This window comes from Rhizobium sp. BK377 (assembly GCF_014193935.1).
In the GTDB taxonomy this organism is placed as follows: domain Bacteria; phylum Pseudomonadota; class Alphaproteobacteria; order Rhizobiales; family Rhizobiaceae; genus Rhizobium.
The window spans coordinates 14,337-28,071 of the sequence record NZ_JACIAC010000011.1 but is presented as its reverse complement, the minus strand read 5'-3'; the positions used below and the strand labels follow the sequence as shown (position 1 = coordinate 28,071).

The following is a 13,735-nucleotide window of genomic DNA, read 5'->3' as shown; positions in this document are numbered from 1 at the left end:
CGCCATGAGGCTCATGTCTTTCCCTGATCGCCTTACGCTCGTTGGCCTTGCCGCCGTCTTCACCTGCGCAATGGGATGGAGCGCAGCTCGTGCCGACAGCTACACGCTCGTTCCCGAGGACAAGATAAAGCTGCGGATCGTGGAATGGCGTTCGACTGATTCCAAATATGCCAGCTGGGAAGCTCTCGATGGAACCTACAGCGTCGATGACGCAGGCAATCTCTCAATTCCGATCGCCGGTCAGATCAAGGCCTCCGGTCAGACGACCGAGCAGTTGTCGAACGACATTTCGGACGCACTGGCCGAAAAGGCCGACCTTCCCGGAAGGCCCTTCATCGCCGTCGAAATTGACGAACACGCCCCGATCTTCATCAACGGCAGCATCGAGCGGCCCGGACGCTATCCCTTCGAGGCCAATATGACCGTCATCAAAGCCGTCAGCATTGCAGGCGGCTATATGCGGGCGCGCGACGACAACAGCTACTACGAGCGGAACCGCGTTCAGGCGGCCGGTGACTACCGCACAGCCCTCCTCAATCGCCGCGATCTCCTGATGCGTGCAGCACGCCTGCGCGCCGAGATCGCCGGCCAGTCCGATTTCGACATTCCCTCGGAGATCGCCGGCGCGCCCGATATCGACAAGCTCAAGGCAGAGGAACTGAACCTGATGCGCCTGCGCGCTGTCGAATCCAACAGCCAGATTGAGGCTGCAGACGATCTGAACCGCCTCTACACGCAGGAAATCCAATCGCTCGAAGCCAAGATCATCTCACAGAAGCGGCAGATCGATCTTGCCCAGCAGGAACTGAACAACGTCAACAGCCTCGTCAGCAAGGGCCTCACCAGCAACACCCGCCAATATTCAGTCGACCGCGGCCTGGCCGAAGCCCAGAGCGAACTGCTGGACCTCGAGATCGCGCTGACCAAGTCGCGTCAGGGGCTGAACGAGAGCGAGCGTGAAAAGGCAACCATCATCAACAAGCGCAACGCTGAAAACCAGCAGGAATTGAACACGATCAACCTCGCCATCAACAAGGCGGGGATCGATATGCAGGTGGCGCAGCTTCTCGGCGATCAGGCCGGCTACAGCGCCGAACTCGCCCGCATGGGTGCAGAGTCGGCGCTGCTCGGCACGACGAAGAAGAACTTCAAGATCGTTCGCCGCAACGAGGACGGTAGTTACAGCAATATCGTAGCGGATGAGAACACGGCCCTGTTGCCGCACGACATCATCGAAATCAGCGTCGAGGCAGCTGCGTCGTCGACCGCGTCTCAGGCCCAACGGCCTCAGCAGCCGGCCGGCCTCGCTCCTAATGTAGCCCGAAGCGAGGCGCCCGGTCCGAACTGGGTATCGCAGACGGGATCGAACTAAGGGACACTGGAGGAATATGCCAGCTAGCGTCGGGGTTGAGTTCATGTCTGCAGTCGCTGTCTCATCGTGCCGCGACGCTGGTCTGCTTGGCGTCATGACAGAAATCTTCGATGCGGGTCGGAGGTTGCGGCATGACAATTGAACCGATTGGCTTCATCGTCCTCCTGCTCGGCCTGGCGCTCGTCTACTATGGATCCCGCTTTGCGATCACGGCGCTTTGCATCTCCACACTGCTCGGTGCAGCCGCAGCCTTCCAGCTTCCTGCGCTCGGCGGCAGCAGCATCCAGCCGAGCCACCTCCTGCTGCTCTTCGTCACGATCGGTGTGCTGCTGCGTCCGCGTCAGAAACAGGCGGCGTTGGTAAGCTTAGCCTATCCCGGTCCCGGATTCTGGTTTGCTGCCTATGTCCTGTTCTCAGCGGTATCAGCCTTCTTCCTGCCGCGCATTTTCGCCGGCGCGACCCTGGTTTATTCATCCGCACGCAGCAGTTCCGGCGTGATGTCGATTATGGCATCGCCACTGGCGCCCGGTTCCTCCAATCTCACGCAATCCGTCTACCTGCTCGGCGACCTCGTCTGCTTCGCCGTCGTCTGCGGTCTTGCCCGCCTTGGACAGGGACGCTTCATCGCCCGCCAGCTCATCGTCACGGCACTCGTCTGCCTGGGTTTCGCCCTTCTCGATATTGCGACCTTCACGATAGGCCAGCCCAACCTGCTCGATTTCATCCGCAACGCCAACTATACAATGCACACAGCCGAGGTCATCGGTGGCTTCAAGCGCATCGTCGGATCCTTCCCGGAGGCAAGTGCTTATGGTGCGGCGGCTCTGGTGTTTTTCAGCTTCACCTTCATCCTCTGGCTTGAACGCTTCCCGAGCCGCTTCACCGGCTTTGCAACGGTATCGATCGGCCTGACCCTGATCCTCTGCACTTCGACGACTGCCTATGTCGCCGGCCTCTTTATAATTGGTGTTGCGATCCTGTTTAGCCTCAAGCGACTCTTAAGCGGCCAGGCCACACGTCCCTATGCGACCTTCCTTCTGATCACTCTACTCATGGTGCCGTGCGTGATCATGGCCGTAGCCCTAATCCCGAGCGCCTGGAATGCCGTCGGCGATTTGGCGAACATCACCCTGGCCAACAAGCTCGAATCGCAATCCGGCGAGGAGCGCACCGCTTGGAACACATTGGCACTGGTCTCGTTCGTGGAGACGGCCACTTTCGGGGCAGGCCTCGGCACCGTGCGCGCATCGAGCTTCGCCGCCGCACTTCTGTCGAACGTCGGCGTCACCGGGACGGTTCTATTCGTGCTCTTCCTCTGCAGCCTAGTGAAGGCTGCGGCTCGTAGCAAACTGGTGAACCGTGAAAATCGAGCAATTGGGATGGCCGCCGTTTTCGCCTCCATTGCGCAGATCGCCTCGGCGACGATTTCCGGAAGCAGCACCGACCTCGGCCTGCTTTTCAGCATCACGGCGGGGCTTGCAAGCGGTTGCCTGGCCGCGCCCTACCCGCTGCCGAACCGTATGGCCCGTCTGCAGAGGACACCGGCATCTCTGATGAGCACGCCGGTATTTTCGTCGCGATGATGTGCCGGGCGGAAAAAATGTCGACGATGTCAGCTTTGCCGCTGCTTGCTCGGCACGGGCGCTGGGTCGACCATTGCGCTCTCCCTGGATGGCTTACGGTTGCGGCGCCAAAGCCCGGCCACGAAGACACCCGTCACATAACAGACCTGCATCAGCACGAGGATACCGAGACCGTAAAGTGCGGCTTCAAGCAGCGACGCGTTTTGATGAGCTACGATTCCAAAACCGAGGGCGACGGCGATCGCGAAAATAGCGAAGGCCCAGGCGCGAATGACCGCACCGGCTGCGAGCGAAATCAGTATCACAATGATCGTGCCGTTCAGCATTGCGATGCCTTATTCCTTTCTATCGTCCCACATGCGCCCCATGCCGATCTTCACATCACAGGGCTAAATCCACAACACCCAGCTTTCGGTAGCGGAGCGATAGCAATAGCTAATTTTCTCACAATCCGCCGCGAACAAAATGCCGACGCGGCACGATTGGCTCCCGATCGAATGGGATATACCCGCTTGCAACACATGCAGGACAGCATCTCGACAAAGACACTTGCCGACGAAGAACTACGAGAAGGATTGTACCATGAGTAATCAGTGCGTGGCCTACGTTACGGATGTCGAATATTCCTTTCCGACTATTCTCTCGGCGCTGCAGGCCCGAAAATTTGCAAGTTCCGAGACGGATGTCTGTGTTCTTATGTCGGAACATTTGGACAATTTCGAGGAGTTGAAGAGCCTGCTGGCATTGAGCGGTGTCAAGCTGATGGATGCGACAGAAGCACTGCACCAATCCCTCGGCAAGCTCGACGGTTCGCATTTCATGGGCCGTATCAGTGTCAGCACCATGGCCAAGCTGGTACTCGCCCAGATCCTGCCTGACAATTATACCCAGATCATCTACCTGGATGGCGACACGCAGATCGTCAGCAGCCTTGCCGATCTCGAAAATGCCTTCGCGCCCCCTGGAAAGTTCTTCGCGGCCCGCGACTACACGTCCATTCAGGGCCTGCTGCAAAACGGCAAGGACAGCAGTTACTTCAATGCCGGCGTTCTGAAATTCCATCGCGATGGCTGGATCGGGCCAGAAGCGCTGCAGCTCTTTGCCACGAATCCGGAGGCATGCGACGGCAAGCATGATCAGGGCGCGCTGAACTATGTTTGCGGTTCCTCGCTCATCCTGGTGTCGAACCGCTGGAACTTTCCCAAGCAGTTCCTGCATCTGGTGGACATGTCCTCGCTCGCTATCGTCCACTACATGGCGCACCCCAAGCCCTGGCACGGCACGTTTTTCCCGTGGAGCGATACCGAAAGCCAGGTCTATATCGATCTGCGCAAGACACATCCGGCCTACAATGCGCTCTACCGGGGCATCAGCTTCGACCGCAAGGTGGTCTATAAATACCGTTCGATGCGTGAGCGCGTGCGACATGCCCTTCAGAATGAGATGCCCAATCCGCGTGTCCAGACCCTGCTCGCCGGCGACTATGTCGTCTGACGAAAATCGGCCCGGCCCTGCAGGCAGAACCGGTCTTTAAGCCGGCGCGAGTGTTCAGGAGCAGAAATGAGTGTTTTGACCAACAGTATTTCGCACTATGCCAAGGCCCGGCTGCGCCGCTCGCTGAAGGCCGGACAGGTCGGCTATGGCGGGCTGCGCGACAGCCTCAAGCAGGCGCGCCATGTGCTGATCTGCGTGATCCGTGACGAGGGACACCGGATGGAGTTCTTCCTGCAATATTATCGCAATCTGGGTGTCGAGCATTTCATCTGCATTGACAACGGTTCGAGCGACGGCACCGCCGAGCTCCTGTCCGGCATGCAGGATGTCTCGCTGCTTTCGGCCACCGGCTCCTACAAGGCAGCGCGCTTCGGCAATGACTGGATCAATGCGGTCATGAACCGTCATTGCCAGGAAAAATGGGTTCTCTATGTCGATGCAGATGAGTTTCTCGTCTATCCGCATTGCGACACGCATTCGATCGGCCAGTTGACCGCCTATATGGAATCGGTTGACGCTCGTTCGCTGCGCTCGGTCATGATCGACATGTACAGCCGCAATCCCGTCAGCGAAAACGTCTGCGAGCCCGGCTGCGATCCGCTCGACGCATGTAACCTCTTCGACCGCTCAGGCTATGAATCGCATTTCGACAAGAGCAGCCGCACCATTTGGATCAAGGGCGGCGTGCGCGGCCGTGTCTATTTCCGTGGCCGCATTTGGGATGGCCCGGCGCTCAATAAGATCCCGCTGATCTACGTATCCGGTGAGCGCCTCTATCTCAAATCCGCGCATCAGGTCTGGCCTCTCGCTCTTAATCTCGGCGAAACTCGTGGCGCCGTCAGCGTCACCAGCGCCCTTCTGCACTTCAAATTCCTGTCGAGCTTTCTTCACAAGGTCGCCGATCCCGTCAACCGTTTAGAGCATACGGCCGAGTACACGATGTACTCTTCCCCCGAAGATGCGCGCAACTTCGTCTCCACGAGCACCGGCACCTATCGAAACTGGAAAGATCTCTCCGACAGCGGTCTCATACAGGGCGAAGGCTGGCAACTCTGGCACAGCGCATCCGACATTGAGGTGCAGCAGAAGAGCTCGGCAGCATCGGAGAACAGGTCCTCCCTGGCCCAGACAGGCGCCGTCATCTCAGGCGAAGCGACGCATGGCGCTCTAACCTTTTGAATCTGCGCATCGGCCTTTCGAAAATCGCTTCCGATCTTCGCGATGCGGCAGTCGCCTTCAAGGTTTGCCTGTGCTGGCTCCGGCCTGCATTCCGCTACCCGTCGCAAGCGGCCTGCCTCTCTCCTCCAGTCACCTCGGCCCGACAGCAAAACGGCTGCTGTGCCTATAACAGCGACACCGCCAATTAATCGGCTTCGACGAGATACCGCGTTAGTTCCGCACTCCTCGCGTGCAAGGCTTGCAACCTGCCCAGCCCACCCTGGCGAGCGCCGCTTTCGTCTGCTCGATTGTCAGTAGGGCGGCTGGAAGCGACCAAGGCCTCGCTTCGCCTGGTCGCCCCGCCATCGGCGCCTGAATGAGGGGAAGCTTCACTCCGAATAGGCCGATGATACGATTGCCCTGCCAGTTGCCCATGACACGATACTCTATGCATTGCGCTTGATCGTAAAGCGAATGGCGGCCTTGCGGCCGCCACGACACTATTTCTGCTTTGCTGCTTTTTCTGCAAGCTGCCTACGATATTCAGGCACGGGCAGGCCGCCGACACCCCAGCTTTCCATCTCGACTTCATCGATGACGACAAAGGTGCTGTCATGCGGCTTGCCCATGATGTCGAAGAGCAGATCGCTGACACCCTTGATCAAGGCGGCCTTCTGCTCAGGCGTGGTGCTCGTTGCGCCCGGGGTCGTGCCTTCGCGCGTTACTTTGATATTCACATAAGGCATTGTCGTTCTCCTTGATGACGGTCCATTCCCCTTTTCATGATCACCAGCGACCGGCGTGCTGACCGCCATCGACATGCAGCGCCTCGCCGGTGACGAAGCCGGCACGCTCGAGATAGAGCACGGCGTCTACGACTTCGCTCACCTCACCCAAGCGGCCGACCGGATGCAGACCCTTAAGGAAATCGTGCGTTTCCGGCGCATGCATCGGCGTCCTGATGATACCGGGCGCCACCGCATTTACGCGGATACCGCTCTTGGCATATTCGATGGCAAGCCCGCGGGTGACGGCATCGAGACCGCCCTTGGTCAGCGTCGCGAGGCCCGTAGGGACATCGGCGATGGGCTGATCCACAAGGGCCGTGGTGATCTGAACGATGTGACCATGGCCCTGCTTTAGCATCTGGGCAATGGCAAATTGCGTGACGTGGAAGAAGCCGGCAACGTTGACGTTGACGACGTTGTCGAAGTCTTCGACCGTGTAATCGGTAAACGGCTTGCCGATAAAGATACCGGCATTGTTGATCAGCGTATCGACACGACCGAAACGCTCGACGGCCGTCTTGACGAGCTGTTCGGCCACACGACGCTCGCCGATGCTGCCGGGTACTGCGATAATACCTGCATCTGATGACGGCTGAATGTTGCGGGAGTTGGCAACGACGACATAGCCTTCCTTGCGATAGGCCTCGACGATGCCTGCACCGATACCCTGCGAGGCACCGGTGATGATTGCGACTTTCTGTTCATTGCTCATGGTATGTCTCCTTGGAAGATGGCGCTTTGCCATGTTTGATAGGTGATCAGGCCGTCAGATCGACGGCGAGCGGTTTGCCTCTTTCGAAGAGCTTCAGGCGATCCTCGAGGTTGAAGACGGAGAATGCGTGCGCGAGCTGGTCCTGCGTTTCGCGGAAGTGCACCCAGCCCTCGTTGTGCGCGGATACGAGCAGCGCGTTCGGGAAGGCATGCGCCGCCTCCAGAGCGTCTTCGCTACCCATCGTCATGTGGAAACGGCCACGGGGCTCGGCAGCACCTGTAAACAGCAGCACCACTTTGGGAGAAAATAGCCTGGCGACCTCTGCCGTGCCCTCGTACCAGACCGTGTCACCGGTCACGTAGAGAAGATCGCCCGGCTTTTCGCGGCCAAGCGCGAAGCCGACGACATCGCCTGATATCGGCTCAATGCCGACGGGGCCGTGGCGGGCGGGTGTTGCTGTTACCAGCAGCTTCTCGCCACCAGCGCCTTCCAGCGTGACGGTCTCGAAAGGAGCAAGGCCCAGCGCATTGCCGCCCAACCGCTCGGCGCCAGCTTTTGTTGTGTATGTGGTGCGGACTGTCGGCAGCATTGCCCGGCCGGCACTGTCGAGATTGTCGAGGTGCTGATCGTGACTGAGTAAGACAGCATCCAGCCGGCCGATCTCTTCGACCGACAGGGCAGGTCCGGAAGTCTTTTCGAAGCGAACGGGCTTTTCCCTGTAGAGGCCCGGCGGGTCGAAGGTAGGATCGGTGAGAAGCCGGAGCGTGCCATATTCGATCAACACGGTTGGCCCGCCGATCAGCGTAAGATTGAGATGGGAAGAGGTCATATCGGCAACCTTTCTGTTTCGAGGTCGCCTCCTATCTAGCCCCGTTCCCTTCTGCGAAAAATTCGCTATTCTTTGCCAATGGCTGATAAAAAACGCACAGAGCCCGATTGGCAGGACATCAGGGTTTTTCTCGCACTCGGACGCCACGGCAGCCTTTCGGCCGCGGCCCGCACATTGCGCGTCAACCACGCAACGATTGCCCGCCGCCTTCATTCGCTCGAGGAAACGCTCGGCGAAAAACTGGTCGAGCGCCGCCCCGATGGCTATGTGCTCACACCCGCCGGAACCCGCGCACTCACCGCAGCAAGCGACATGGAAGCCTCCGTCCAGACACTTGGACGGGGTTGGAAGGACGACACGCCGAAAGGCCTGGTGCGCATCAACGCTTCGCCCGCACTCTCACAGGGCTTCCTCATCCCCCGTCTGGCGGAAATCACCAAACAATATCCGGGCCTCGATATCGACCTTGCGACTGACCTGCGCACCATAAGCCTTGAACGCCACGAGGCCGACATCGCCATACGCTTAGGAAAACCGCAGGACGGCGATCTGATGGCCAAGCAGCTCGCGACGATCGGATACGGATTTTACGGAACGCAGGAGGTTTGCCGGCAAGTCGAAAACGGCGCGGAACCCGTCTTCGTCGGATTTGACGAGGTGAACGGCTACGTGCCGGAGGCGATCTGGCTGGCCCGCCAGTTCCCGTATGCGCGTGTGTGTTTCCGCGCCAACAATCAGGTTTCCCAAGCGATGGCTGCCAAGTCAGGCGCAGGTCTGGCACTCCTGCCGCATTACATCGGTCGTCTGGAAAGAAGCCTCTATCCCTGCCCACTCGAACGAGCGCCGCCGCCGCGGGAAGCCTGGCTTCTCACCCGACGGCAGCAACGCAAGGATCTGCCGATCCGGACCGTCGCCGAATACATCACCAAAATATTCGCGACGGAAAGTGCCTTGTTCGAAGACTGAAATCCCCAATTTCCGTTCCAAAACCGGGGTTCATTCAGAAAGACAGGTCGAGCACGCGTCCTTCGAACAGACGATCCCTCGAACCCTCCAGGTGAGCGCGCATCAGGTCGCTGGCATTCTCCGCCCTGCCCTCGGCGATCGCCTTGTAGATTTCGTTGTGCTCCTGATACACCTGCTCCAAGCCCGGCCGTGGACCAAGCAGCGAAAGCCCATGCAGATGCATGCCGACGGCGATATGCGCTTTCAGCGCATCCATGGAGGCGGTGTAATAGTGATTGTTGGCCGCCTCGGTGACGGCACGGTGGAAGAGGAAGTCGGCGTCCACCCGGTGCAGTTGATGGCTCGTCGCCTCGCGCAGATCCGCAAGGGCTGCAGCGATCTTCTGGATCGCCGCATCGTCGCGGCGCTTGGCGGCAAAATAGGCGGCAGCCGGCTCGATCGTCAGGCGGAATTCGTAACAGCGCTGGATATCGGCAATCGTCTTCACCGGCGAATAGGCAAGCTGCGCCGTCGGCGAGCCATGCGCGCTGACGAAGGTACCCGCCCCCTGCCTTGCATAGACGATCCCCTGCTCGCGCAGGCGCGCCAGCGCGTCGCGCACGATGGGGCGCGAAACGCCGAGCATCGAGGCAAGTTCGTGTTCGCCCGGAAGGCGTGAATCCGGCGGATAGTTGCCGGCGCGGATACGCTCCATGAGTTGATCGAAGACACGGTCGACCAGCTTCACGGCTCTGCCAGGCCGGGCTGCCGACGCCGCTTCCGGCTTCACCGATCCGCCACTCGCTTCGTCCACTCTCATTCTCCCTGCTGGCATTCTTTACGCCGCCTGATTCCGAACGATCAGTCTTAGCAAACTATCGGAATTGCCGAAGCCCCCCGACTTGACGCCACACCGGAATTGCCGCCCGTTGACGCCGATTACGTCGAGCCACGGCACGCCGGCCTCGATTTCACCCTTCGGCAACAAGACCGAAGCGCCCAGTTCCCGGAATACAGCAAGCGCGGTATCGCCGCCGCCCACCATGATCAAGTCCGGATTCGTATCAGCTATGACTGATTTCACGCCCTTGGCAAAGCGAGCGGCAACGAGTGCAGCATCATCCGTCATTTCGCCCGTGCAACGCATCAGTACCGGCAGTGCCAGCCCCTCACCGCTTTCGACCGCGCCCATCGGCGCATCAACGACAACCCGCAGCGCACCGGAATCTTCCAGACGATCCATCTGCCCGACAGTGATCGGATCACGCGAGCCGAAAGCAAAGAGTGTTTTTCGCGTCTTATGAAATTCCGGCACTAGCCGTGCAGTTCCGCCGAGCCGGCGCGCGAGCGCCGAACCCAGACCACGGGCACCGACGGCAAGGGTGGAAAGCCAGTCGTTCTCCGCGACGACAATATCGAGATCGGCATCGTCTTCGGCATCGGCAACCGTCACGTCGCAACCAGATCCGGTAAAAAGGTCGGCTATCGGCAAGGGATGCTCCACACCGCGCCCGACCACGCAGCCTCTATATGTGATCCGCTCCTGATCGGGAATTGCCGGCGCCATGAGGATAGTCTTGAGGCCCAGTACATCGGCCAGCGCAATGCTTTCGGCCGCGACATTGCCCTTCAGCCGCGAGTCGATTTTCTTCATGAAGATGGCCGACCCGGCGGCGCGCAGGATCTCGGCAACAGCTCGCACGCGCGCGGCCGCTTCTTCCTCCGGCAGGCTGCGCGAGTCGGTGTTGACCACCACGACTTCGGCACCGGTTTCCAGCGCCTTGCCGGCCGCTTCGACATCGATCGCCACAGCGACTGACAACCCGGCCTCTACGAAGGGTGTCCCCGTATCAAGCGAGCCGGTCAGATCGTCGGCAATGATGGCGACTTTCAGCGTCATGAAGTCTGCCCCGGATTGGCGGCATGGCAGGCAACCAGATGGCCGGGCTTCGCTTCCTTCCATTCCGGAATGACCTTGCTGCAAACCTCCATGGCGATCGGGCAGCGCGTGTGGAAACGGCAGCCCGTCGGCGGGTTTAGCGGGCTCGGCACATCGCCTTGCAGGATCTGGCGCTTTCGGGTGCGCTCGAGCTCCGGATCGGTCTCGGGAACAGCCGACAGCAGCGCCTTCGTATAGGGATGCAGCGGATTGTCGAAAAGCTCTTCGCGCGTCGCAAGCTCGGCCAAACGACCGAGATACATGACACCGACGCGCGTGCTGATATGGCGCACGACGGCCAGGTCATGGGCGATGAAGAGATAGGTCAGGCCGTATTTTTCCTGCAGGTCGAGCAGCAGGTTGATGATCTGCGCCTGGATCGACACGTCGAGTGCCGAGATCGCCTCGTCGCAGACGATGAATTTCGGCTGGCAGGCAAGCGCACGCGCAATGACGACGCGCTGGCGCTGGCCGCCCGAGAGCTCGTGCGGATAGCGCTGGGCAAAACGCGTCGGCAGGCCGACATCGGTGAGCAGTGCCGCGACCCTATCCTTGAGCTCAGCCTTGGTGGCAAGCTTGTGGAAGAGGATCGGCTCGCCGATCGCTTCGCCCACGGTCATACGTGGGTTCAGCGTCGAATAGGGATCCTGGAAGACGATCTGCAGGTCGCGGCGGAAGGGCCGCATCTGCTTTTCATCGAGCGTGGCAAGATCCTGGCCCTTGTAGACCACCTTGCCGCTTGTCGCCTTGTAGAGATTGAGGATGGTGAAACCGGTCGTCGACTTGCCACAGCCGGATTCGCCGACAAGGCTCAGCGTCTCGCCTTCCATGATCTCGAGATTGACATTGTCGAGCGCATAGACGGTCGCCGAGCGTTCTCCGAAAGCACCGAGCTTGACGTGGAAATGCTTGACGAGGTTTTCGACCTTCAGGAGCGTTTGAGCACCCATCACGCAGCCTCCTGCATTTTCTGGACGACGAAACAGGCGGCGCGATGCGCGCTGTTGCCGGCAATCGGCTCCAGCCGCGGCACACGCTCGTGACAGACGGCTTCGGCCAGCGGGCAGCGTGGCGCAAAGGGACAGCCTTTCGGACGGCGGCCTGGCTCCGGCGGCGTACCGCCGATCGACGACAGGCGGCTTGCCGGCGCATCCGAAAGCTTCGGGATCGAGGACAGCAGGCCGCGCGTATAGGGATGGCTGGGACGAGCATAGAGCGCGTCCACCGGCGCATCTTCCACGACCGTGCCGGCATAGAGCACGGCGACGCGATCGACGAGGCCGGCGATCAGCGCGAGGTCATGGGTGATCCAGACGACGGACATGCCGAGCTTAGCGCGCAGATCCTTCACCAGATCGACGATCTGCGCCTGGATCGTCACGTCGAGCGCGGTCGTCGGCTCATCGGCGATCAGAAGCTTCGGATTGCAGGCAAGGCCGATGGCGATCATCACACGCTGGCGCATGCCACCGGAAAGCTCATGCGGATACGCCATCAGCCGCTCTTCGGGACCTGGAATGCCGACGAGGCGCAGAAGTTCGACGGCGCGAGCCTGTGCCTCTTTCTTCGACATCTTGCGATGATAGATCAGCGGCTCGCAGATCTGGTCGCCGATGCGCATGACCGGATTGAGCGAGGTCATCGGATCCTGGAAGACGAAGCCGACATCGCCACCGCGTACCTTGCGCAGGTCGCCGTTCGACATCTTCTGCAGGTCGCGCCCGTCAAATGTCGCCGAACCCTTCGTCACCTTGATCTTGTTCGGCAGGAGCCGCATCAGGCTCAGCATCGTCAGGCTCTTACCGCAGCCGGATTCACCGACGACGCCGAGCGTCTCGCCTTTATTGACGTAGAGGTCGATGCCATCGACGACGACGGCAGGGCCGCGGCGCGTATCGATCTCGATGGTGAGATCCTTCACGTCCAGCAGGCGTTCATTGCTTGTTGCGTTCATCACTTGCTGCCCCGCGGATTGAGTGCGTCGTTGAGGCCGTCGCCGAGGAAGCTGAAGGCAACTGAGGCAAGACCGAGCACGGCCGCCGGAGCGGCAAGGAGATGCGGATAATGCTGCCAGACGCGCAGGCCGTCCGAGATCATGTTGCCCCAGCTGGGGGTCGGCGGATTGACGCCGACGCCGAGGAAGCTGAAGGCACTTTCCAGCACCATCGCGGTGCCGAGGCCGGCGCTGACGGAAACGATCAGCGGCCCGAGCGCATTCGGCACGATATAACGCAGGATGACGATCCAGTTGGAAAGGCCGAGCGCCTGTGCCGCCATGACGTATGGGCGGTTGCGGATCGACAGAACCTGGGCGCGGACGAGGCGTGCATAAGGCGGCCAGGAGATCAGCGCCATTGAGCCGAAGACCAGGATGAAATCCACCCAGACCGTCTGGCGATAGAAGGGATTGAGGGTCGCCAGATACTGCGCCTCCATCCACCTGGTGATCGGCGTCTTCAGCGATGCATTGATGACCACGACGAGAAGCAGGTTCGGCACCGACATCGTCACATCCGTCAGCCACATGATGGCGCGGTCGAACGGATTGCCGAAGAACCCAGCGATGGCGCCAAGCAGGAGCCCGATCAGCACCGCGATGAACGTGACGATGACGGCAACGAGAAAGGCCGTGCGCGTGCCGAAGACGATACGGCTGAAGACGTCGCGGCCAAGATCGTCAGTGCCGAAGAAATGCGCCAGTGACGGCGGCGCGTTGCGCGAAGCTAGATCCTGGCTGAGATAGTCATAAGGCGTCAGCGCAGGGCCGAAGATTGCCGTGAAGGCGAGAATTACGATCACGATCAGGCCGAAGATCGCAAGCTTATTGCGCTTCAGGCGATGCCAGGCATCGCGCCACAGGTTGACTGGCGGCTCCTCGGCCGTGTCGATCGTCGAAAGAGGAATAGCGGACATCG

General features: G+C 60.3%; 14 protein-coding genes. 5 read left to right on the top strand and 9 right to left on the bottom strand.

Annotated elements, in window-relative coordinates:
- The first annotated feature begins 4 nt into the window (after window positions 1–4).
- Together FHT92_RS28055 and FHT92_RS28050 are read left to right on the top strand one after the other, a co-directional pair.
- On the top strand, window positions 5–1,372 hold the full coding sequence (locus tag FHT92_RS28055; RefSeq protein ID WP_183831350.1) for a polysaccharide biosynthesis/export family protein: 1,368 nt from the start codon (window positions 5–7) through the stop codon (window positions 1,370–1,372).
- 131 nt (window positions 1,373–1,503) lie between these two features.
- Complete coding sequence (locus FHT92_RS28050) at window positions 1,504–2,955, top strand: hypothetical protein (protein WP_183831348.1); 1,452 nt, start codon at window positions 1,504–1,506, stop codon at window positions 2,953–2,955.
- 29 nt (window positions 2,956–2,984) lie between these two features.
- Here FHT92_RS28050 and FHT92_RS28045 read toward each other — a convergent pair whose 3' ends face one another.
- Window positions 2,985–3,281, bottom strand: a complete 297-nt coding sequence (locus FHT92_RS28045) for a hypothetical protein (protein ID WP_183831347.1) — start codon at window positions 3,279–3,281, stop codon at window positions 2,985–2,987.
- A gap of 256 nt (window positions 3,282–3,537) precedes the next feature.
- On the opposite strand from FHT92_RS28045, the gene FHT92_RS28040 reads away from it, so the two are divergent.
- Together FHT92_RS28040 and FHT92_RS28035 are read left to right on the top strand one after the other, a co-directional pair.
- A complete protein-coding gene (locus FHT92_RS28040; protein WP_183831345.1) occupies window positions 3,538–4,449 on the top strand; it encodes a glycosyltransferase in 912 nt (303 codons plus the stop codon).
- A gap of 66 nt (window positions 4,450–4,515) precedes the next feature.
- Complete coding sequence (locus FHT92_RS28035; RefSeq protein ID WP_183831343.1) at window positions 4,516–5,628, top strand: glycosyltransferase family 2 protein; 1,113 nt, start codon at window positions 4,516–4,518, stop codon at window positions 5,626–5,628.
- Window positions 5,629–6,107: 479 nt separating this feature from the next.
- Here the strand turns inward: FHT92_RS28035 and FHT92_RS28030 are convergent, their stop codons facing one another.
- The 3 genes from FHT92_RS28030 to FHT92_RS28020 are packed head-to-tail and all read right to left on the bottom strand — an operon-like array spanning window position 6,108 to window position 7,936.
- Window positions 6,108–6,353 carry a 4-oxalocrotonate tautomerase family protein gene (locus FHT92_RS28030; RefSeq protein WP_183741681.1) on the bottom strand — a complete coding sequence of 82 codons (246 nt, stop codon included), beginning with the start codon at window positions 6,351–6,353 and terminating at the stop codon, window positions 6,108–6,110.
- Window positions 6,354–6,393: 40 nt separating this feature from the next.
- Complete coding sequence (locus tag FHT92_RS28025; protein WP_183741683.1) at window positions 6,394–7,107, bottom strand: SDR family NAD(P)-dependent oxidoreductase; 714 nt, start codon at window positions 7,105–7,107, stop codon at window positions 6,394–6,396.
- A 46-nt stretch (window positions 7,108–7,153) separates the two neighbouring features.
- The gene (locus FHT92_RS28020; protein ID WP_183831341.1) at window positions 7,154–7,936 is read right to left on the bottom strand and encodes an MBL fold metallo-hydrolase; all 783 of its coding nucleotides are present in this window, start codon (window positions 7,934–7,936) and stop codon (window positions 7,154–7,156) included.
- 78 nt (window positions 7,937–8,014) lie between these two features.
- Between FHT92_RS28020 and FHT92_RS28015 the strand changes: the two genes are divergently transcribed.
- Complete coding sequence (locus FHT92_RS28015) at window positions 8,015–8,902, top strand: LysR family transcriptional regulator (protein ID WP_183741687.1); 888 nt, start codon at window positions 8,015–8,017, stop codon at window positions 8,900–8,902.
- A gap of 34 nt (window positions 8,903–8,936) precedes the next feature.
- On the opposite strand, the gene FHT92_RS28010 is transcribed toward FHT92_RS28015, so the two are convergent.
- Genes FHT92_RS28010 through FHT92_RS27990 form a run of 5 tightly spaced genes read right to left on the bottom strand, consistent with a single transcriptional unit; the run spans window position 8,937 to window position 13,733 of the window.
- The gene (locus FHT92_RS28010; RefSeq protein ID WP_409527178.1) at window positions 8,937–9,695 is read right to left on the bottom strand and encodes a FadR/GntR family transcriptional regulator; all 759 of its coding nucleotides are present in this window, start codon (window positions 9,693–9,695) and stop codon (window positions 8,937–8,939) included.
- Window positions 9,696–9,719: 24 nt separating this feature from the next.
- Entirely contained in the window at window positions 9,720–10,781 is a 1,062-nt protein-coding gene (locus FHT92_RS28005) for a four-carbon acid sugar kinase family protein (protein ID WP_183831339.1), read from the bottom strand.
- Window positions 10,778–11,770 carry an ABC transporter ATP-binding protein gene (locus FHT92_RS28000; RefSeq protein WP_183831337.1) on the bottom strand — a complete coding sequence of 331 codons (993 nt, stop codon included), beginning with the start codon at window positions 11,768–11,770 and terminating at the stop codon, window positions 10,778–10,780. The genes FHT92_RS28005 and FHT92_RS28000 overlap by 4 nt, the downstream gene beginning before the upstream one ends.
- Window positions 11,770–12,774, bottom strand: a complete 1,005-nt coding sequence (locus FHT92_RS27995) for an ABC transporter ATP-binding protein (protein WP_183831335.1) — start codon at window positions 12,772–12,774, stop codon at window positions 11,770–11,772. Before FHT92_RS27995 ends, FHT92_RS28000 begins: the two co-directional genes overlap by 1 nt.
- Window positions 12,774–13,733, bottom strand: coding sequence for an ABC transporter permease (locus tag FHT92_RS27990; RefSeq protein WP_183831333.1), 960 nt, complete (start codon window positions 13,731–13,733; stop codon window positions 12,774–12,776). Before FHT92_RS27990 ends, FHT92_RS27995 begins: the two co-directional genes overlap by 1 nt.
- Window positions 13,734–13,735: the final 2 nt, after the last annotated feature.